Below are 21,632 nucleotides of genomic sequence, written 5' to 3'. Positions count from 1 at the left end.
GGAAAATGGATATAATTGTGCAAAAATATGGAGGTAGCTCAGTAGCCGACTCACAAAGAATAAGAGCAGTTGCGGATAGGATAATAAAGACAAAGGAACAAGGAAACAAAGTAGCAGTAGTCGTATCTGCCATGGGTAAAAGTACGGACAACTTAATTAAGCAAGCAAAGGAGATAAATCCAAATCCCCCTGAAAGAGAAATGGATATGCTACTTTCTACCGGAGAGCAAATCTCTATCGCCTTGCTTGCCATGGCAATAAAGGCTAGAGGATATGATGTAGTTTCACTTACAGGCTCACAGGCGGGCATCCATACAGATGACTTTTACAATAAAGCAAGGATTGTATCTATAAATTCTGAAAGAATGAAAGCTGAGTTTGATGATGATAAAATAGTAATTGTGGCAGGATTTCAAGGTATAAACAATAAAAATGACATAACTACCTTGGGTAGAGGAGGCTCTGACACTACTGCCGTAGCACTTTGTGCAGCACTTCAAGGTAAAAAATGTGAAATATATACAGATGTAGACGGAGTATATACAGAAGACCCAAGATTTGTAAAAAATGTCAAGAAAATAAACGAAATTACTTATGATGAAATGCTTACCTTAGCATCTCAAGGAGCAAAGGTACTACACCCAAGATGTGTAGAGCTTGCAAAGATTTATAACATAGATTTGGAGGTACGCTCCAGCTTTAACTACAATATGGGAACTATAGTAAAGGAGAAAACAAATATGGAAAAAGAAATAGTTGTGACAGCTATAGCTCACAATTTAAATATGGTAAAATTATCAATTTATGGTATACCTGATGTTCCGGGGATAGCAAGTAAAATATTTGGTGCATTGGCAAAAAATAAAGTAAATGTAAGCTTAATATCACAATCCTCAGGGGAAAATGGTACAAATACAATATCATTTATTACCAGTGAGAGTGATAGAGATAAGGCTGGAAAAGTTCTTGAGGCAACCCTTATAGAGCTTGACGGTAAAAAAATATCTGCACTTGATAATTTAGCAATAGTGACAGTAGTAGGAGCAGGTATGATTACAAATCCAGGAGTTGCGTCTGAATTATTTTCAGTAATGGGAGAAAATAATATAAATATTGAAATGATTTCCTCCTCTGAGATAAGTATATCAATAGCGATACATCAGGAAGATTGTCAAAGAGCAGTTGATATATTAGCAAAACAGTTTAATCTAGTTGAATTTGACAACTAACTTAATAAAAGCTGTACCAGCAGATACAAAAATTTAAAATAAAAACTCCACAAGTAGAATGAATAAACCGGACTACTTATAGACAAAAATAACGCTTGCAATAATAATAGTAATAATGTATAGTTTTTTATAGCATAAGGAGTAAGGCTAAAATATTTTAATTTTTTATCGTATATGAAGGAGAAATTTTATGGGATTTTTTGATTTTTTAGGTGGTAATAAAAAAACTGCTGAGCTGGACAAAAATAAGAGCGATGCAAATAAGCTAGAAATGAGAAAAATATTTGACAGCAAAGTACAAGACAGCTCAGAATATAAAATAGTATATGCTTATTCAGAAGATATAGGTGGAGCTAACTTTGCTGTATTGCGTACAGTAACTTATAAATACAGAAGTTTTATACTAGGCTACACAGATAAAGATTTGAGTATCGTATTTTTAGAGGTCAGTCCTGATTTCAGTCAAGTGGGTGAGGCATTAACATATAGACCTGAAGATGTAAAAAAGACAAACTTTACCAAGATGGTAGGCTCTTATTATCTACAATATGGCAATTCATTTAAGAAAGAGTTTTTTAATTTCTTTGTACCTGAAACAATAGACGATATTTTAAATTTAGATTGGTATGATGAACAAACCTTTGCTTATGTTGACCAAAGGGAAGAGCATAGCAGTTTTGTTGACTTTTGGAATAAATTTTCTAAATAAAGGTAATGTAAAGTGAGTATGATACCAAATTATATTATTGCTTTAATTTCTTTGTCTTTTTTAGTATACAGCTTTGTTAATCTAGTAATTAAAAAAGTTAGGTTTAATAATCCGATAGCTTATTTGATTGGGGTAATAGTAGCATTAATTTTAGTGTCTATGTCTATATATGGAATTATATTTAATATTCCATTGGGGCAGGTACAGGCTATAATTGAGGCTAATTTTTAGGATTTAACTGTAATGAAATAAATTTTGTATTTTAAATAGAAAAATTTGAGTTAAAAAAGACCCAAAGACGTAGATTGATTAGGCTCTACGCTTTGGGGTTTATTATTTTAATTAATAGCTTTTACAGGTCGTCTTCTATTATTGCTGATTTTGAGTAAGCGGATACTTTTGCCTCAAAGAAGTCTGTTTTTATTGCATTTGGGTCTGCGTATTCTAGTACCCAAGACATGGAGTCAGGTTCTTTTTCAAAGCTGGGATATATGCTTTCAAACCCAAGTCCTCTGCATCTAAGGTTGCCTAGATATTTTAGGTAATCTTCTATCATATTCATTGAAAGTCCTTTGATGTTGTTGCCTATGGCATATCTTGCCCATTTTATTTCTTCTTCGACACCTGTTTTTAGCATTTCTCTGAAATAGCTTTTATTTTCATCGGTAAAAATTTCGGGTTCTTCTTTTTTTAGCTCCAGTATGATATTTCTAAACAGCCATAGATGTGTGTTTTCGTCTCTGTTGATGTATCTTATTTCTTGTACTGTACCGGGCATTTTGCCAATTCTGCCAAGGGAATAGAAAAACATAAAGCCTGAGTAAAAATATATTCCTTCTAGGATATAATTTGCTACTGCTGTTTTTACTAGATTGTATACGGTTCTGTTGTTATAAAAATCATTGTACTGGTCGCCGATGAATTTATTTCTTGACAGTAGATATTTGTCGTCTTTCCACTGATACAATATTTTGGTTCTTTCTTCAGGTGAGCAGATGCTATCTAGTATATATCCGTAGCTTTGGGAATGTATGGACTCTTGATAGCTCTGTATGGCTAGGCATAGGTTGACTTCGTTTGCTGTGATGTATTCTGATATATTTGGAAGATTAGCACTTTGCAGGGAGTCTAAGAAAACTAAAAAGGATAGTATCTTGTCATAAGCGGATTTTTCTTCTTCTGATAAATTTCTGTAATCTTTTACGTCTTGTGAAAGGTTTATTTCTTCAGGTATCCAAAAGTTATTCATTGCTTGTCTGTACCAATCACTAACCCATGTATATTTCATATTGTTAAAGTCGTTCAGGTTTGTGGTATTGCCGTTTATCATTCTTCTTTTGCTCAGCTCTATGTCTCCATTTTCATTAAATAGGGCTTTTCTTTTTAATTCTTGCATTTAGAAATTCTCCTTTTAAATTTTTAAGCACTACAGCTATCACAATCTTCAACCTCTAGGGCTTTACTTCTTACATAATAAAGTGTTTTTACTTCTTCTTCGTAGGCTTTGATGTAAAGCTTTAGTATTCTGCTCATGGTGTACTGGGTCGTGATGTATAGGTTTACTGATTGTGATTGGTCGATATGTCTTTGTCTTATGCCTGCGGCTTTGATTACCCAATTTTGGTCGATGTCGTGGGCGTTTTCATATAGCCAAAATGTTTTTGGTGTGAGAGCTGGGGCAACTCTTGGGACTATTTCGCCTTTTTTCTCTTCTAGGAAATATCTTTTCATTACCGGGTCAACTGCTGCGGTAGTGCCAGCGATTATTGATGTTGAGCCGGTAGGAGCTATTGCCATAAGATATCCGTTTCGTATGCCATATTTTTTCACATCTGATTTTAATTTTTGCCATCTGTCAGAGGTGTAATTTCTTTTTTCAAAATACTCTCCACTTTCCCAGTCTGAGCCTTCAAAGAAGCAGTAGTGTCCTTTTTCTTTGGCGATTTGGTTGCTGGCTTTTATGGCGAAATAGTTTATATTTTCGTATAATTTGTCAGCAAAGTCTAAATGTGCTTTGCTTTGGAAGGCTATATCGTTTTTGACCAGTGTATGATGGTATCCGCTAGTGCCAAGTCCGATTGCTCTATACTTGCTGTTTGTAATTTTTGCGTATGGAATAGGGTAGTAGTTTAGGTCTATCACATTGTCCAAGGCTCTGACTACTGTTGAGATTACGTCTTCTAATTCAGCTAAATCATTGACTTCGATATTTCCAAGGACTAAGGATGCTAAGTTACATACTACGAAATCACCTGATTTTATAGTCTCTACGACTACTTCTTCGCCATCAATCATTTTTATTTCACTGTCAACTTTTTCCATAGCATTCATGTTTTGTGCTATTTCAGTACAAAGGTTTGAGCAATATATATTGCCTTGATGTGGGTTTGTGTTGTATTTGTTGACTATATCTCTGTTGAATATAAATGGCGTGCCTGTTTCAACTGCGGACTTTATTATAAGTCTTACTAAATCTTTTATGCTGACAACTCTTTTGTCTATTTTTGGTTCATTTATACATTCTTTGTATTTTTTTAGCCATTCATCACCAAAATAGTCCTCTAGGTTATATCCCATAACTAGGCTGATTTCATGTGGGTCCATCATATACCAGTTGTCATTTATTTTATCTTTTGCCATTTCCCAAAAATAATTTGGTACGCATATTCCCGTGAAGATGTCGTGGGCTTTCATTCTGTCATCGCCGTTATTTGTTTTTAATTGCAAAAATTCTAATATGTCCTTGTGCCAAATATCAAGATACACTGCACAAGCACCTTGCCTTACTCCTAATTGGTCTACGGCAACTGCGGTATCATTGGCAAGCTTTATCCATCTAGCAACTCCTCCGGCGACACCTTTATAGCCTCTAATGTCTGAACCCATGGCTCTAACCTTGCCAAAATATAGTCCCATGCCTCCGCCATGCTTTGATACTTGTGCAAAGTTTGTGATTGACCTGTATATACCGTCTAGGCTATCAGGTACTGTATCTATAAAACATGACGATAGCTGATGGTGAGGTTTTCTTGCGTTTGCCATAGTAGGGGTAGCCATTGTGACTTTTAGCGTGCTTAATATGTCATAGATTTTTTTTGCCCAAATGACTTTTTTATCTTTTTCCGGTATAGCAAGGTGCATTGCTATGCCCATAAACATTTCTTGGGCTGTTTCTATTAGCTTGCCGTCTTTATTTTTTATCAGATATCTTTTTGATAGTAAATCCAGTCCACTATAATTAAACAAATTGTCTCTTGAGCTGTCGATATATTTTTCAAGCTCTTCGATTTCTTCTTTGTTATAGTTTTCTAAAATATATTTGCCATAGAGCTTATTTTGTGTGAGGTATTTTATTTTATCGTAAAAATTAAATATTTCTAATTTGTTGGTTTCGTTTGTAATGATTGTATTAATTTTTAATGACAAAAATCTTGCTGCTATAAATTCCCACTTTGGAGCCTCTTTGGAGGTCAGCTCACTTGCAGCCTTTATCAAGGTAGATATTTTTTCATCATTGTTCATATTTTCTTTTACAAAAGATGTGAATTTTGCAAGCAGGAAGGATAGGTTGTATGCGTCCTGCTTAAAGTCTTTTTGTATATTTTTCATGAGCTTGAATAAATCTTCATTCTCATTTTGTTCAAAATATTCCATAAAGTCTTCTATGGTTTTCCTAAGTGTGTGGTGAGAGGCTCTATATAAAATATAGGATTTTACTACTTCGTAATATCCAAACTCTATTAGGGTTATTTCAACCAAATCCTGTACTTCTTCCACACTTATGGTATGGTCTTTTGGAAAGCTTATTTCACATTTTTGTTTAACTTTATTTGCCATTTTTTGGATTTTGTCTTTGTCTTCTTCCATTCCTACGCTGATAAAGGCTTTATTTATTGCTATTTTAATTTTGTTTACGTCAAAATCAACTTGATTTGCATTTCGTTTGATAATTTTCAAGCCAACTCTCCTATATTATTTTTCGTTTTGTATGTTTTCTAACACTGCGTTAATTGCAGAGTTAGAGCTATTTTTTATTTTTTCTCCTAGTTTTGATTATCTAACATTTCATAGTAGCATTTAGCACAAACAGGCTCGTATATATCTTTATCTCCAATAAGTATTTCTGCACCGTCAGTTGCCATTTTTCCATCAATTAATCTTGCGTTTTGAGTTGCTTTTCTGCCACACTTACAAATTGATTTGATTTCACCGATTGTGTCAGCCAGCTCTATCAATCTTTTTGAGCCTTCAAATAATTCTGTCTTGAAATTATTTCTCAGCCCGTAGCATAGTACAGGTATGTCATTTAGTTCTGCAATCCTTGAGAGCTGGTCTACCTGCTCCTTTGTCAAAAATTGTGCCTCGTCTACAAATACTGCTCTATAATTTTTCCCATTGAGTATGATTTGATTTAAATCTGCCTCTTTTGAAAATGGTGTGCAAGAAAATCTCACGCCTGCTCTGGAGAATAATTCATTTATTTCTTCGGTTCTAGTGCCGATTTCAGGTTTAAGGACGATTACGTCCATGCCCATTTCTTGATAATTATATGCACTTCTTATAAGGTCTAGGGTTTTGCCACCGTTCATAGTAGCGTAGCGAAAATAAAGCTTTGCCATTGTAATTTTTCCTCTTTAAATTTTTATTATTGTACCATGATATTACACCATAAATTTGGAAAAAAAGCTATAATTTATTATGCAAAATACTATATCATTATTCTCTATATATTGTGTTTTTAATCATAAAAAATAAATTTTATGCACTATATAATGATTTTTAATTATACCATGAAATTTTAAACTATACTACACTAAAAGAGTGTAAAATATTATTTTGATTAATATATTGATAAATTTTAAAAGTTGTAAAATCTGACAAAGTATAATATAATTTGAAAATATTTTACGGCTATTTACTAAAGCTAAGAGTAAGATGTGTGATATTAGAGCTAAAAGAAAGGAGAAAATATGAACAACACTAAAGAATTTGTTGCCGATAAATACCAGCAATTAGCAGAGGCATTAAGCCTAGATACTGAGGCATTAAAAAAATATCCTGACATGATTTATTAGTGTTTGCTGATGAAATTTATACTTATTACGCATTTGGTGAAAAATTCATTTGTTTGGAGAAACAGGTAAGGATAACATTAGAATGACACTTACAAAAAATATGGATATGCTTGAAAAAGCCTTTGACAGAATGGAAAAATTAAGGTTTTAATAATTTGATTTAAAAATTTCAATGAAAAATAATTTATTTTTTATTGAAATTTTTTTATGCGGTTTAAAGCAATATAAAGCTTAAAATTCAACGGTTTTATATACAAAGCAAAAATAGATGTCAAAAAACGATTAAACATATAATAAATTGTTAAGCTTTTTTTATTAATTTAAAATTATAATAGGCAATGTTTGATAAATGAGCTTGTTAGATTTATATTCAAACAAAATTTTATATTAGAGGATTTTTAGGAGGAAGTTATGAAAAGGAAAGTAATGGCATTAACATTAGTATTAGGTTTATCTTTAGGCTTAGCAGCCTGCGGTGGCTCAAAGACAGAAGCTCCAGCAAAAGACGACAAGGCAGCTACAGAACAATCTGCTGAAAACGCACAAACAAAGGATGCAGCAGCTACTGATGCAAAAGAAGGAGAAAAAACTGACGCTAACGCTGAACAAAAAACAATTGAGGCAACTATAACTGAAAAGAAAGATATGATGCTTGTAATTAAAGACGCTGATGGAAAAGAATATCCAGTAAGTATAAGTGACCCAAAAGCTATAGAAGGCTATGACTCACTAGCTGCTGGAGATAATGTACAAATCACTTACACTGGCGAAATGAGCGAAACTGACTCTTTCAATGGCGAAATAATCTCTATAGTTAAAAAATAAGCGAAATTATAAAAGTTAATAGATTTTATACAAAAAAGAAGAAGTGATAGAAAATATCACTCCTTCTTTTTAAATATTTGCAAAAAACCTTACATAAAAAATGTATAAAGCACTGCTATCACAATTGATGGCAACATATTTGCAACCTTGACCTTTGTATGAAATAGCATATTAACACCAATTGTAAATATCAATATAGAGCCGACAAACGACAAGTATTCAATCATTAACTCTGTCAAAAAATTTCCTGCAAAAAAACCAACCAATGTAATAAATCCTTGGTAAATGCCTACTGAAATGCATCCAAATATTGCACCCTTACCAAGTGTAGAGCTGTATATCATAGTTATAGCAAAGTCTAAAATTGATTTAGCAAATAAAGTGGACGGGTCTCTCAGTATGGCATCTTGCAAAGAGCCGACTATTGCCATTGCACCAACACATATTATTAAACTAATTGAAACAAATGACTCTACAAAATTGCTATCATCATTTGATTTAGAAAATTTAGATTTTAAAAACTCACCGAATTTATAAAAATAAGAGTCAATGTCTATCATCTGCCCTATTAAGCTACCTAATACTAATGAAACTATCATAACCATCGTATTTTGAGTAACAATTTTACCATCTTTTATAGCTAATAGTCCCGATAGCGACCCTGCAAGCCCTACAAATAATGTAGCCAATGCAAGAGCATCCATAAGGATTTGTTCGTAGGATTTTTTTAATCCACCCTTAATAAATTGACCTATAACTCCACCGCAAAAAACAGCTATCACATTTACAATCGTACCTATTCCTACCACTTTGTCTCCAATTTATAGCTTAAATTATTAAAATATTATTCCCAATCAGTATTTATTGCACAACATAAGCATTTATATTTTTATATGCCACAACCTAGTCTAAATACTACAAAAGACATTTTAGTCTTATTAATATTTTGTGTCAATGAAAATATAAAATTAGTATAAATATTTTTTCCAAATATCAAGGAAATTTAATACGTTACTGGTGGATATTGTTTGATTTTCATTATAAAAAGCTTTAAAATTGACTATAATTATCTAAAAAAAGTTATAACATATCAAAAAAACTGTTATAATGGAAGATATAAAATTTTAATAAATCGACACTTTATAAATTATGGAGGATAAATGTCTGAAATAAATGAAACTAAGAGCAAAGAGCTGAAACAAAAGCAGGCGAAACTAAATAAAATGCCAAAAGACCATGCGTGGTATGACTCCATGAACGAAAATGCAAACCAAAGACTAAATCAGTTAAGAGCGGCTGTATTAGGTGCTAACGATGGAGTAGTATCTACAGCAGGCTTGGTGCTGGGCATGGTTGGAGCTACATCAGCTAAACTAGGCAGGGCAAATACAAAAAGGGCAGTAATAAGAAACTTAGTAGGCGGAATACTTGCTATGACTATAACCTATGCAATAGGATATTTATTTGGAGTAAACCTATAGATAAATTTTTAAAGTAATATAAAAATAATTCAATCCTTTAAAGCATTAAAAATTTGTAAAATATCCTTTAAATAGTAAATTATTTTAAATAAATATAGAAAAATCTTTGAAAATAGTATATCATGATTAATTGTTATCAAATGTTTAAAATATTACCATGGAGATGGAAATTTGAATATATTTAGGAAGTTTAGCGGTTCACAAATAATTGCCGGGGGATTTTTTCTTTTAATATTAATTGGAGCTTTTTTATTATCACTGCCTGTTTCAAGTGCTAGTGGTGAGCCAACCAATTATTTTGATTGTGTATTTACTGCTACCTCAGCATTATGTGTAACAGGACTTGTGGTGCTGGATACAGGTACATATTGGTCTGTTTTCGGTAAGTTTATTATTATAGCACTAATTCAAATTGGTGGCGTAGGATTTATGAGCCTTGCCACGATGCCGGTAATTTTTGCGGGTAAAAAAATATCTTTTTCACAAAGAATGCTTGTAAAAGATAGCTTGGGCATTAGTGTAGTAAATGGTGTAGTAAAACTGTTAAAAAAAATACTACTTTTAGTAGTAACTACAGAACTAATAGGAGCGGCTCTTTTAAGCATAGTTTTTGTACCACAATTTGGATTTAAAAAAGGTATACTTTACGGACTATTCCATTCAATATCTGCTTTTTGTAATGCAGGCTTTGACATTATGGGTAACTTTTCGTCACTTACTGCATATCAATCCAGCGTAATTGTAAATGTCACTATAATGCTACTAATAATTTTTGGAGGTTTGGGATTTGTAGTATTAGTTGATGGAATTCATTTCAAGTTAAGAAAAAAAATATCCTTACAATCTAAAGTTGTACTTATAGTTACGTCTATTTTGATAATTTTTCCTACAATTTTATTTTTCTTATTGGAAAAGGGTAATTCCTTAGCTACTATGACTTTAAAGGACTCTATTTTAGCATCATTGTTTCAAGTGGTTAGTCCAAGGACAGCCGGATTTAACACGCTGGAACTCGCAAGTTTAAGAGAGTCTACGTCATTTTTGATGATTATATTGATGTTTATAGGTGGTAGTCCGGGTTCTACAGCGGGAGGGTTAAAGACGACTACAATTTTTGTGATTATAGTTTCTGCATTATCGTTGATAAAAAATAAGCCTAGAGTTGAGGCATTTAAAAGGACTATATCCTATGATATAGTTAATAAGGCGTTGATTATACTATGCTTGGCATTTTTCCTAATCATTACCGGTACGATGATAATTTCTTTTACAAATCCTGAGTTTAGTTTTATGCAGGTATTGTATGAAGTAACGTCTGCGTATGCAACTGTAGGCTTGACGCTTGGTATTACTCCAAAGCTTAATTTAATAGCAAGAGTAGTGCTTATTATTATAATGTATTTTGGTAGAGTGGGTTCTCTTACAGTGCTTTATTCATTTATTAAACCGGATAATAAGACCGGCTATGAATATCCAAAGGAAGATGTTGAAATAGGTTAATATATTGGAGGTAACATGAAAAATTTTGCAGTAATTGGTTGTGGTAGGTTTGGCAGAGCTGTTGCAAAGACATTGTATAAATTGGGATATGACGTACTTGCGGTAGACAGTGACAAAGAGGTTATCCAGCAGATAAGAGATGAGGTAACAACTGCCGTTACAGCAGAAATAGATGAAAATGTATTTAGAAAAATAGGTGTTGGTGAATGTGATGTAGCTGTAATAAGTATCGGTTCAGATATTGAGGCATCAGTCATTGCTACAATTGTAGTTAAAGAGTTGGGCGTACCATATGTAGTATGCAAATCAGGAAATGAAATTCAGGAAAAAATATTATATAAAATAGGTGCAGATATTGTAGTTACTCCGGAAAGAGAAATGGGGCAAAAAGTAGCTCAGAGCCTAGTTTCAAAAAACTTTATAGAAAAACTGAATTTAGGCCCTGATTACACCGTAGCGGATTTAAGTGTACCAAAAAAATGGGTGGGTAAAAGTATTATAGATTTAGACGTGAGAAAAAATTATAGAGTATCTATAATCGCAATTAGAAAAGATGGCTTGGTCGATACGATGCCAAGACCTGAGCTAGTATTAGAAGAAGATTGGAAATTAATCCTAATCGGCAAGACTATAGATATAGACAAAATAGGGGAAATGTAAAATAATAAAAATTATTTAAAGGTGATTTAATGGAAGAAAATAAAGTAATAAACTGGTATCCCGGTCACATGAAAAAGACCAAGGAAGAGATTATCGGGAGCTTAAAGCTGGTCAATCTAGTAGTTGAGCTACTTGATGCAAGAGCACCTATAAGCTCTAAAAATCCGGATATAGATAATATGGTAGGGCAAAAAGATAGAATAATATGCTTTACAAAAAAGGACTTGAGTGATGAAAGACGTCTTGAGCCATTTAAAAAATATTATGAAGATAAAAACATTCCAGCTTGCATTGTAGATGCAACCAGCAAGCAGGGCATAAAAGCACTGATGGATTTATTAGAGCAAAAAAAAGAAGAATTTTACCAAAAAAACAAGGCAAAGGGCATAATAAAAAAGCCACTTAGAATAATGATAGTAGGAATACCAAATGTTGGTAAATCCACTTTAATAAATACTATTTTAGGCAGCAAAAAAGCAAAGGTAGGAAATAAACCCGGTATTACAAAAACAAGACAATGGTTAAAAATCAAAGGGGATATAGAGCTACTTGATACACCGGGGATACTATATCCAAAGATAGAGGATAAAAAAGTAGCATTAAATCTAAGCTTTTTAGGTAGTATAAAAGACGAGGTCTTAGAAATAGAAGACTTATATTATGAATTAATAAAATATATTAAAGCGTCACAAAATAGAAAAGCGTTGTATGAATTATATGAAATACCTGATGAAATAGAAGATTTTGAGGAAATATCTCAGACAATTGCTAAAAAGAGAGGTTTCTTTAAAAAAGGCTCAGAAATAGATTATTTTAGATTGTCAAATGATATATTAAGTGAATTTAGAGCAGGAAAATATGGCAGAGTGCTTTTAGATTAATTAGTACAAACATAAATTTGAAAATAAAAAAAGATGGCTGCAAATTTCATATAATCTGCAACCATCTTTTTTTTCATAATCTTTACTTTGAATTATCTAATACTAACTTACATAAGAAAATGTAGTATTAGTTTTAATTATAAAAATTTTTGCATGAGGTAGTAGCATAAATTTCTTTTTAATATGTATGCTACAATTTTCAAAGTAATTTAGTATAATTATTATCCAACTCCAGCTTTTTTTAGAACCAATTCGCTCTAATATTTTTTTCTCTTGAAATATTTTAAAAGCTCTCTTTATGGTTCTGTTTGTTACACCAATTTTTTCTGCTAAGTTTTCTGAAGTATAGCTTGGGTTTTCTATCAAAAGCTCAATCACTATTTTTTGCGTTTTATTTAACCCAACATCTTTATCAAATGGAATAGTAAAGCGGATATAATTACTTGCTGTTTCAAAAGCTTTTAGTCGCTGTTTCAATAGTATCATATAAAAATCTAGCTATTTGAAAGCTTTTATGGCAAGTATTTCTCTGACACTTCCACGACCTCACCGTTTTTAATAATTACATTGTAGAGGTTTGTTCGTGAATTAAGTTCTGTTGCAAAAATTTCTAAAGAGCAATCAACTAAAGCCCAATCTCTGCCGTTTGCAGTGTCTAAAATCTTAAAAACTGCATCCTCGCTTATAGGCAAAGTCAAAAACTCCTTTTATTTTAATATAAATAGACTAAAAATAACTAGTTGCTTTTATGTACTAGATAAATACATAGCAAAAAATAAATAAGAACAAAAATGCCAATAGGAGTTTCCAGTCCTGTTTTAGAATTTTGACCGGCTAAAATAAAACCAATTGCTGGAATTATTCCTATAAAACTACCAACTATAAGCTTTTTTGACAATAAAAAGCCTGCCAAAATAAATAAGAATTCAACTATAAACGCAGTGTTTTCCATAGAGCTTATACCAAAAATATATGACAACCATATCATCAAAATAAAAAATGATATCGCTGGAAAATAATATATAAATTTTTTTAGCATGAAAACTCCAATCATGTAAGGTTTTTTAATTGTTTAATTAATCTGATGAGTATTCAATAAAAAAATATATTCGTATTGAATATGTTTCGATATTATGATATATTATATTTATAAACTTGTCAATCAGAACTTGAAACTTAGAGGTGACCAATGATGCTCAAACAATTAAAAATAATTTCGTTTATGTTAATTATTATATTATCACTTGTGGGTTGTAGTACAACTAAAACTGTTAAAACCAAGCAATTTGAAGATTTTAAAAAGGAAATTTCTTCAAGTGTTTTAAAAGAAAAAATAAAAAATTTTAATGTATATTTTACACGTCCCGAATTGTCTATATATTTTGAAGTTGACAAAAGTTTTAACGATAATGATTTGTTACAGGTAGTTAATCATTTAAAGCCAGTCATAAATGTAGAGCATATGAATGAAATTGCACAAAAATATTGGGAAAATAACTCAAAGATTTCGACTATTAATATTAATTTTTATAATGGTAAAATTGATAATAATGATTTGACACAAAATTTATTATATAATATCAATACCCGATACTATAAATCAAGTGATACAAGTTTACAACCTGAGAATGTAGATGGGTATAAGACTTGGTATATAACCATTAAACAAGAGGATAAAAATAAAGAAAAAAACTTTAAAATGGTATTATTAGATGATTATTTTGACGTGTCTAAAGAAAATTTTTCAATAGTAGAAGATGAGCAGGCAAGCTTACTTTTTAAAGAGTATGGCTGGACATTAGATTATAAAATAGGAAATGTTAAAGCGAACTTACAGGATTTAAGCACCTTGAAAGAGATTTATCCATCTTTATACTATTTTTCATACTGTAATGAGCTTTCTAAAGACATTGGCCTAGATATGAATAATAATCTTGGCGAAGCAGATGTATCAATTTATAGGATTATAGAGCCTATGCCAGAAGAATTTTTTCCAGCTAAAAATTGCAGGGCAGTAGTGGTGAAGAAATCAGATAAAATAATTGGAGCTTTTATAAGTGCAGGTAGACATAGCACATTTAATTCATGTAGTTTAAAAGGCAACAGCTTTGAAAAAGTTACTGGGTTAACAGTAGATGAATGGCTTGCAAAAAATATAAAAGCTAATGACACTGAAAAGATATTGTCAAAACTTAGTCTAGAGCAGATTATCCAAAAGTATTTTAATTCACTAGACCAAAAAAATGCAGATATGGCAAAATATTGTTTGTCAAAGAAAGAAATACTAGAAAATCTATCATCAAACCTAACGAATGATAAGTTGTACAATGAAGATATTGCATTACCTTTAACAGATGCATATGATTGTATAGATGTATTCGACAATTTGAAATCAGCAAAAGTATTAAATATTAAATTAATTCAAGAGCCAGACGAAAATACAAAAATATTCAAAGTTGATATGGATTTGCAATATAACGAAGAAGTAACTATTAATAGTGGCAAGCAAGATTGGGATTGCAAAATGATTTATGAATCTCCACAAACTGGATGGAAGATAGAAAGTTTTGGCCACTAAAAGAACCTATACAGTTTTAAGCATAGAGAATTGTTTATAAAACAATTCTCTATGCTTATTTTTATTTAAAAAATATTAAGTTGATTAACAAAAATATCGCTATATCGTATAATCACGATATAGCGAATAATGGTTTTATCTAAGATATAATTAAAAAATTAACTAATAAGATTATTAAAATAAAATCCGACTTTAATCAAAAATGCTCAAGCTGTAGGAGTAAAAATTTTAGCTTGTGCTATGTCTATGGATGTAATGGGCATAAAAAAAGAAGAACTAATTGATGGAGTAGATGTAGTTGGAGTGGCAACCTATCTTGGTGCAGCATCAGAAAGTAATATAAATTTATTTATATAGGACTGCTTTAGGTGTTAGTGTTACAATAATAAATCTGCAAGTATACTCTAAAATAAAAGAACGTTGAAATCATAGTTTTAATAAACTGATTTCAACGTTTTTTTGAATTATATGAACTACGGCTTATATTTCAAGGGGATTTTTGACTAGGTAGCAGCCGCTATCGTCTTTTACTAAGGCTGTATCTTTAGAGAAGAAGTAAAATTTATCCTGAGTGAATTTTACAGGTGTAAAGGTTTTATAATTATCAGATAGATATCCCCATTTACCATTTGATTTTACAAAAACTTTGTTTAAATTTTTACTGTATTCAAGATTATCATAGATTAGTGGGGTAATTTCTTTTCCATTTTTATCTACTAAACCGTATTTGTCGTTTAAGTTTAAATAAAAAATACCAAGGCTGTCAATAAGGGATAAAGCGTCATATTTAGCAGGTATGAATTCTTTACCCTTAGAGTTTATCACACCATATTTATCATTTAGTCGTACTTCAAATAAGCCCTGAGAGATGTTAAATAAAAAATCATATTTAGGTGGTACTACTTCTTTTCCAGTGCCATCAATTAGTCCGTATTTATCATTTAATACTACTTCAGCCAATCCATCAGAAAAGTCAAATATTGTATCATATTTAGGTGGCACTATTTCTTTTCCGCTGATGTCTATTACTCCATTGAGTTTATTTTGCTTAACAAGAGAAAAGCCTTCGTTAAATTCTGTTGCCCAATCGTATTTTAGTGGTATGACTTCTTTTCCGTTTTCATCAATCATGCCTAGTTTTCCGTTTAAATGCACCTCTACTAGATTATTTTTGCTATATCCGATATAGTCATAGTTTTTAAGCTTAATAAAGTCAGAGGAGTTAGTATTTGTTTTTTCTTGTGCAGCTTGACTGCTATCAGTTGCTTTTGCTAATGAAGTGCTGTTTTTATTGCAAGCAGTAAAAAAGCTGACTGATAATATGGATGTTGTAAGTATTAGTGAAAATATTTTTCTTTTTTTATTCATAATACACCTATTATTCAACTTGTGTTATATACTGATTATATTTTAATTTTAGCATAAAGTAAATAATAAGATTATATTTTCATTACAATTACAGTTAAAGTTAATAAATTGTGGTATAATTATTTCATTAAGACATTAGAACATTCGTAAGATTGATTGGAGATTAAAAATGAAAAATTTTAAAAGGATATTATTTTCGCTATTGCTAATATTTTCTATTGCAGGGGTAACGACATCCTTTGCAGTACCTTCAAAGGTAAAGGTTATAGTTAATGGAGCAGAGCTAAAAACGGATACACCGGCGGTAATTAGAAATAGCAGGACTATGGTTCCATTTCGTGCATTATTTGAGGCACTTGGACTAAACACAATAACATGGGATGAGCCAACTCAAAAGGTTATCGGTAGTAATGGCACTACAACTATAGAGCTTGTAATCGGCTCTTACGATATCTATGTAAATGGCACGCCTGTAACTATGGATACTCCACCGATTATAATAAATTCAAGAACAATGATACCACTTTCTTTTGTATCAAAAAGTACGGGTGCTGATGTAAAATGGGATGGGAAAAATTATATAGCAACAGTTACTCAGCCAAATCAAGCTCAAAATTCATCGCCTGCTTTCCCAACAGGTATAACGGACTTACCTAGTTCACAAGTGATTTCAAATCCTACTGTATTAGATGGATATTATGCTATGGAGGATTTATCAAGGAATAAATATGTTGTATCATATCAAGCGGGTGCAGTGACTATATTAAAAATAGGAGGCGGACGAGCTGTAACAGGCACATACACCTTTGACGGCACAACACTTACCCTAAAAGCCGGCACTATAAATGGCACATTTACTAAGGAAGATGTAAATTATTCAGGTAAAAATATTTTGTTTATGAAAGACAACAACAATCCAAATGCAGGACAGAGCTTTGCAATGGTAAAGACTACTAAAGAAGATTTTGATAAATATGCACTGGCTAAATAACAAATAAAAATGTAAAAGACTTGCCTTAATATCAATGCTTAAATTAGCAGAGATGTTAAGGCAAGTCTTTTTTTATAAATTTTTTAATACTTAAAAATAGCTTGTAGGGGCTAACTTTGTTCGCCCGCAAGTATAATTAAAGTAATTTATTAGAGTTAAACGTGATTTTTAAATGGGGCAACAAATAAAAATATCATTACACCAATATATAAGGCAAAAAGCAGGTAAGTTATCTCAACCATCCAAGGAAAAGAGCCTTCGGGGTGATTTAAAGCATAGCTTATAAAAATTATAAATACAATCAGCATAATACTGGCAATTATTCTTGAGGTTCTTTTAGTCATTGTAAGCTCTCTAATTTAATTAATTTAATTTTGAACTTGGTATTCTTTATTTGTAATCTCTATTTTGTCCTTTAATCCTGAGCTTAGATATACTTTCTTATCATTTGTGATTATCATGCCTTCTACTCCATCCATGTTTTCAAGTAGCTGCATACCTTTTTCTATGCCAAGTGTAAATACGGTTGTTGACATTGCATCGGAGACTGTAGAGTTTTTACATATTATAGAAGTGGCATAAATTCCATTTTTTATCGGATAGCCATCCTTGGTTGATAGTATGTGATGGTAAAATTTGCCATCTTTTGTGAAATTTCTTTCGTATACGCCTGATGTTACTACGCTGATATTTTGTCCTTTATATATGCAAAAACATTGGCTAGGGTCTTTAGAAAAACCATCTCTTATACCGACTTTGTAGTCTTGTCCGTTTTTATTTCCAAGTACATATATGTTTCCACCCATGTTAATAATGGCAGAGCTTACGTCATTTTGTTTTAAAAGCTCAATTATTTTGTCTGTAACATAACCTTTGGCTATAGCTCCTAAATCTATTGACATACCTTGATTTTTTAGAAAAATAGACTTATCGGCATCATTAAATTCTATTTTTTTATAATCAATTAAGTTTAATGCCTTATCAATATTTTTTTGGCTAGGTACGTTTTCATTTTCAGTGCCTATACCCCAAATTGCATTAAGTGGCTGGATAGTGACATCAAATGCTCCGTCAGATAATTCAGAATATTTTATTGACTCTTGTATTAGTTCATATGTCGAATTAGAAACCTTTACCGACGATTTACCGGCACTTTGAGAAATTTTTGACACTTCACTGGTGTCGGACTTGGTGGTAAATTTTTCTTCATAGTCTTGTACTAATTGAGATATTTTTTTATTCAATTCTTCCTTGTCGGCTCTGTCATCAAGTATATTTACTGTAAGCATAGAGTTTAAAAAAAAGTGTTGACCTTGAATAGTTTTTTCTTGAGCTTTTGTAATTTGAGTTGTTTTATTGCTTGCACAAGCACTAATATTTAATATCATGAGTGATAATAATAATAATATATATGATAATTTTTTCAATATGTCACCTCTAATTTATAAAAATTTAACCCTTAGATACTTTAATTTTACTTCCCATGCCATCTTCAGAAGAAATTACGTCTATTTTTATTGGCACAAAGTCCTTGATTTTTTCAATATGACTTATTATGCCAATAGATAGACCGCTGTCGCCTAGATATTTTAAAGTGTCTAATGCAGTATCCAGTGAAGAGTCGTCCAGCGTGCCAAAGCCTTCATCAAGGAAAAAAAATTCCAAAGGGGCACTGCCTTTAAGCTGTATTTGAGAGGATAGGGCGATTGCAAGAGAAAGAGATACCAAAAAGGTTTCTCCACCTGACAAGGTGCTAGGAGTTCTTTTTATTCCTCCATTTTTAAGGTCAATTATTAAAAATTCTCCTTCATCGTTAAGCTCTATTAGGTATCCGCCTCTGCTGATATCTGATAATATTTGTGATGCTCTTTCACAAACGTAGCTTAGCTGGTATCTGCTCAAGAATTGGACGAAGGCTTTTGCCTTGAAAAGAGAATAAATTTTCTCTGTTTCATTTACTACTATGGTTAAAGCTGCTATTTTTTTCTCTAAGTCCAGTTTAACAGCGTAATTTTTCTCAGACACTTCAATTTGGTTTATAAGATTTCCAAGTAGCTTTTGTTTGTCATTTAAGCTTTGTTTTAGCTCAAGATATAAATTTTCGTCATAAGGTGTATTCTTTATAATTTCATCAATTTTTTGTTTTTGCGAATTATAATTTTGCTCGCTAGATTTTAGCTCTGCCTCTAGAGTTTCCTTTTTTGAGGTGTAAGCTTTTAGCTTTTCCTGTATATACGGGAGTTTAGCATATTCGTCTGCAAATGTAAATACTTCTTCAAAATCTGTAAATTCACCTTTTTGAACTAGCTTATTTAATGAAACTTCAAGGCTTGATTTATTAGCTACAAAAATTTCAAGCTTTGTGTTTACTGAGCAGAGTTTATTTGTAGTTTTTGACAGTGTATCTTTATAGCTATCAGCCTGCTTTTGATACTGTTCTAGTTTTAATTTAGTAGCATTAATATCTGACCTTATTATTTGTGAAATGCTATTATTTTTTGACTTATCCTTTAATTCGGCGATTTTCGTATCCAGCTCAGCTTTTTGAGTTTCGCTGTAATTTGATAAAAATTCATTTAGCAAAAGCTGTTCTTTTTTTAAATTATTAGTAATTTCAGAGTTTTGCGAATTTAAAGTATTTAATTTTTCTGAGCTGTTTTCTAATTTAATTTTGTTAGTGGCTATGTTTTTGTTTAGCTCAGCTAATTTATTTGATAAGCCTTTTTGTAAATCAATGTATTTAGAAAAATCTTCACAAGCTATTTTATCAATACAATCAGCTTTTGAAATTGTCTGAGTGGTAGCGTCAGAAATGTTTTGCGAATAGATTTTTATGTTTGTCTGTAGCTCTGTAATTTGCTGAGATAATTTTTTTATATCATCGTCAATTGGTGAAAGATTTTCATTTATGTTTAGACTTAGCTGTATTTCTTGTATCTTATTTCCGCATACAGGGCAGATTTGACCTTTGTGTAGGTGATTTTGCAAATGCTCTACGGCGTCTTTAGTTTTTTGTTTTAGTTTTTGATTTTCTTTAGACTCAAGTTCTAATTTTTTTTGCTCTAAAATTCTATTTAATATCTTTAAATTAAAATGATTTTCACGATTTAATTTTGTCAGCTCATCAGAGAATAAGTCTTTGTCTTTATTTAGGCTTTTATTTTTTAAGCTTTCTTGTCTTAGTTGTTCTTCATTTTTTGACAAGGAGTTTTTTTGCAGTTCAATTTTATCTAGCAAATTAACATAGTCAGTAAGACTTTGTAGCATTTCATAATTTTTGTTATTTTGCTCAGACACTTTAGTTATGTTTTTTTCCAGCTCAGAAGTTTTTTCGTTTATTTCTTTTAGTAATTTTTGCAAATCGTCTTGATTTTTTTTCTCAAGTGGAAGATTTACAAGGATTTCTTTATAGCTCTTTATATCAGAAATGTATTCAGTCAAATTTGACAGTCTTTGAGCCTTTTTTTGTAAGGTATCTATGTCTGTTTCGTTTTCCAGCAACTGGTTATAGCTTTTTTTAGACGAATTTAATTTTTCTTCATAGATTGATAAAATATCCATCTCATTTTTGATTGTTGTATATTTTTCAAACTGTAGCTCCAGCTTGTTTATACTTTCCAAGGTTTCGCTATGCTGTTTTTTTAAAGCACCGATACTTTCTTTTGTAATATCTTTAAAATTGGATAAATTATTTTCTAATAAAGTCATGTTAGTATTTTGCTCTTGTCTATACAGCTTTATCTTTTGGGTGAGGTCGTCTCCATATTTTTGCAGTGAAAATAATCTTTCCAGCATTGATAGTTTATTTGTATTTTTTTCTTTTAGAAATGCACTGAATTCTCCTTGTGGGAGTACAACGGTTTTTATAAAATCCTCGTAGGTTAGACCGATTATTTGCTCTATTTTTGCGTCTACTTCTTTTTTTGAGTCAGCAAGTATTTTTGTTTCATCATCGGATATTTTTTTTAATATTGAACGCTTTGTACCGTTTGCTCTTGGAAGTAGGGGGGAGTTTTCAAGTTTTTCTTTATTAACCTGTCTTGTTATTTCATATATACCAGCCTCAGAGCCTTTTATTGAAAAGGTGAACTTGACAACTGCTTTATTTGAATAGATATTTACTAGGTTGTCTGCTCCTCTAGGGATTTTTGAATAGAGTGAATATATGATAGCGTCTAAAATGCTGGTTTTTCCACTACCGGTTTTTCCAAATATGCCAAAAATCCCATAGGATGTGATATTGCTAAAATCAATGGTTTGTTTTTCTACAAAGCTGTTAAAGCCTTCTAATTCAAGCAAAATTGGTTTCATAGTATCTTCTTTGCAAAATAGTTT

The 21,632-nt window shown here is 31.4% G+C and carries 21 protein-coding genes; 10 read left to right on the top strand and 11 right to left on the bottom strand.

Annotated elements, in window-relative coordinates; translation table 11 throughout:
* Positions 1-5 precede the first annotated feature (5 nt).
* Together BBG48_RS05410 and BBG48_RS05405 are read left to right on the top strand one after the other, a co-directional pair.
* Complete coding sequence (locus BBG48_RS05410; RefSeq protein WP_068913369.1) at positions 6-1,229, top strand: aspartate kinase; 1,224 nt, start codon at positions 6-8, stop codon at positions 1,227-1,229.
* 190 nt (positions 1,230-1,419) lie between these two features.
* Positions 1,420-1,938 (top strand): hypothetical protein, encoded by a 519-nt coding sequence (locus BBG48_RS05405; RefSeq protein WP_068913371.1) that lies wholly within the window; start codon positions 1,420-1,422, stop codon positions 1,936-1,938.
* 352 nt (positions 1,939-2,290) lie between these two features.
* On the opposite strand, the gene BBG48_RS05395 is transcribed toward BBG48_RS05405, so the two are convergent.
* From BBG48_RS05395 to BBG48_RS05385, 3 genes are all read right to left on the bottom strand, one after another.
* Positions 2,291-3,334: a ribonucleotide-diphosphate reductase subunit beta gene (locus BBG48_RS05395; protein ID WP_068913375.1), complete on the bottom strand. Its 1,044-nt coding sequence runs from the start codon at positions 3,332-3,334 to the stop codon at positions 2,291-2,293.
* A gap of 23 nt (positions 3,335-3,357) precedes the next feature.
* Entirely contained in the window at positions 3,358-5,895 is a 2,538-nt protein-coding gene (locus BBG48_RS05390) for a ribonucleoside-diphosphate reductase subunit alpha (RefSeq protein WP_068913382.1), read from the bottom strand.
* Between the two features lie 86 nt (positions 5,896-5,981).
* On the bottom strand, positions 5,982-6,557 hold the full coding sequence (locus BBG48_RS05385; protein ID WP_068913385.1) for a thymidine kinase: 576 nt from the start codon (positions 6,555-6,557) through the stop codon (positions 5,982-5,984).
* An 867-nt stretch (positions 6,558-7,424) separates the two neighbouring features.
* Here BBG48_RS05385 and BBG48_RS05380 point away from each other — a divergent pair.
* Positions 7,425-7,838, top strand: a complete 414-nt coding sequence (locus BBG48_RS05380) for a hypothetical protein (RefSeq protein ID WP_068913387.1) — start codon at positions 7,425-7,427, stop codon at positions 7,836-7,838.
* 89 nt (positions 7,839-7,927) lie between these two features.
* Here the strand turns inward: BBG48_RS05380 and BBG48_RS05375 are convergent, their stop codons facing one another.
* Positions 7,928-8,647 (bottom strand): DUF554 domain-containing protein, encoded by a 720-nt coding sequence (locus BBG48_RS05375; RefSeq protein WP_068913389.1) that lies wholly within the window; start codon positions 8,645-8,647, stop codon positions 7,928-7,930.
* A 351-nt stretch (positions 8,648-8,998) separates the two neighbouring features.
* On the opposite strand from BBG48_RS05375, the gene BBG48_RS11115 reads away from it, so the two are divergent.
* The 4 genes from BBG48_RS11115 to ylqF all read left to right on the top strand — a co-directional run bounded on the left by BBG48_RS11115 (position 8,999) and on the right by ylqF (position 12,360).
* Complete coding sequence (locus BBG48_RS11115; protein WP_068913390.1) at positions 8,999-9,319, top strand: VIT1/CCC1 transporter family protein; 321 nt, start codon at positions 8,999-9,001, stop codon at positions 9,317-9,319.
* 171 nt (positions 9,320-9,490) lie between these two features.
* A complete protein-coding gene (locus tag BBG48_RS05365; protein ID WP_068913392.1) occupies positions 9,491-10,819 on the top strand; it encodes a TrkH family potassium uptake protein in 1,329 nt (442 codons plus the stop codon).
* 15 nt (positions 10,820-10,834) lie between these two features.
* Positions 10,835-11,479: a potassium channel family protein gene (locus tag BBG48_RS05360; protein ID WP_068913394.1), complete on the top strand. Its 645-nt coding sequence runs from the start codon at positions 10,835-10,837 to the stop codon at positions 11,477-11,479.
* Positions 11,480-11,508: 29 nt separating this feature from the next.
* Positions 11,509-12,360, top strand: coding sequence for a ribosome biogenesis GTPase YlqF (gene ylqF, locus BBG48_RS05355; protein ID WP_068913396.1), 852 nt, complete (start codon positions 11,509-11,511; stop codon positions 12,358-12,360).
* Between the two features lie 102 nt (positions 12,361-12,462).
* Here ylqF and BBG48_RS05350 read toward each other — a convergent pair whose 3' ends face one another.
* Genes BBG48_RS05350 through BBG48_RS05340 form a run of 3 tightly spaced genes read right to left on the bottom strand, consistent with a single transcriptional unit; the run spans position 12,463 to position 13,399 of the window.
* Positions 12,463-12,846 carry a winged helix-turn-helix transcriptional regulator gene (locus tag BBG48_RS05350; protein ID WP_068913397.1) on the bottom strand — a complete coding sequence of 128 codons (384 nt, stop codon included), beginning with the start codon at positions 12,844-12,846 and terminating at the stop codon, positions 12,463-12,465.
* A gap of 26 nt (positions 12,847-12,872) precedes the next feature.
* Positions 12,873-13,052: a hypothetical protein gene (locus tag BBG48_RS05345; RefSeq protein WP_068913399.1), complete on the bottom strand. Its 180-nt coding sequence runs from the start codon at positions 13,050-13,052 to the stop codon at positions 12,873-12,875.
* A gap of 44 nt (positions 13,053-13,096) precedes the next feature.
* Positions 13,097-13,399 (bottom strand): hypothetical protein, encoded by a 303-nt coding sequence (locus BBG48_RS05340; RefSeq protein WP_068913401.1) that lies wholly within the window; start codon positions 13,397-13,399, stop codon positions 13,097-13,099.
* Between the two features lie 150 nt (positions 13,400-13,549).
* Here BBG48_RS05340 and BBG48_RS05335 point away from each other — a divergent pair, with 150 nt between their 5' ends.
* Positions 13,550-14,938: a DUF4829 domain-containing protein gene (locus tag BBG48_RS05335; protein WP_068913402.1), complete on the top strand. Its 1,389-nt coding sequence runs from the start codon at positions 13,550-13,552 to the stop codon at positions 14,936-14,938.
* Between the two features lie 195 nt (positions 14,939-15,133).
* Positions 15,134-15,295: a DsrE/DsrF/DrsH-like family protein gene (locus tag BBG48_RS05330; RefSeq protein WP_094754444.1), complete on the top strand. Its 162-nt coding sequence runs from the start codon at positions 15,134-15,136 to the stop codon at positions 15,293-15,295.
* A 123-nt stretch (positions 15,296-15,418) separates the two neighbouring features.
* Here BBG48_RS05330 and BBG48_RS05325 read toward each other — a convergent pair whose 3' ends face one another.
* On the bottom strand, positions 15,419-16,306 hold the full coding sequence (locus tag BBG48_RS05325; protein ID WP_068913404.1) for a WG repeat-containing protein: 888 nt from the start codon (positions 16,304-16,306) through the stop codon (positions 15,419-15,421).
* A 169-nt stretch (positions 16,307-16,475) separates the two neighbouring features.
* Between BBG48_RS05325 and BBG48_RS05320 the strand changes: the two genes are divergently transcribed.
* Positions 16,476-17,297 (top strand): copper amine oxidase N-terminal domain-containing protein, encoded by an 822-nt coding sequence (locus BBG48_RS05320; RefSeq protein ID WP_068913406.1) that lies wholly within the window; start codon positions 16,476-16,478, stop codon positions 17,295-17,297.
* A 155-nt stretch (positions 17,298-17,452) separates the two neighbouring features.
* On the opposite strand, the gene BBG48_RS05315 is transcribed toward BBG48_RS05320, so the two are convergent.
* Genes BBG48_RS05315 through BBG48_RS05305 form a run of 3 tightly spaced genes read right to left on the bottom strand, consistent with a single transcriptional unit; the run spans position 17,453 to position 21,608 of the window.
* Complete coding sequence (locus BBG48_RS05315) at positions 17,453-17,641, bottom strand: hypothetical protein (protein ID WP_068913407.1); 189 nt, start codon at positions 17,639-17,641, stop codon at positions 17,453-17,455.
* A gap of 24 nt (positions 17,642-17,665) precedes the next feature.
* Positions 17,666-18,724 (bottom strand): FAD:protein FMN transferase, encoded by a 1,059-nt coding sequence (locus BBG48_RS05310; RefSeq protein WP_243446744.1) that lies wholly within the window; start codon positions 18,722-18,724, stop codon positions 17,666-17,668.
* A gap of 25 nt (positions 18,725-18,749) precedes the next feature.
* Positions 18,750-21,608, bottom strand: coding sequence for an AAA family ATPase (locus BBG48_RS05305; RefSeq protein WP_068913409.1), 2,859 nt, complete (start codon positions 21,606-21,608; stop codon positions 18,750-18,752).
* Positions 21,609-21,632 lie beyond the last annotated feature (24 nt).

The organism is Criibacterium bergeronii, assembly GCF_001693775.2.
Lineage (GTDB): Bacteria > Bacillota > Clostridia > Peptostreptococcales > Filifactoraceae > Peptoanaerobacter > Peptoanaerobacter bergeronii.
Note: the sequence above shows the minus strand (reverse complement) of the source record. Positions and strands in the feature narration are given on the sequence as shown.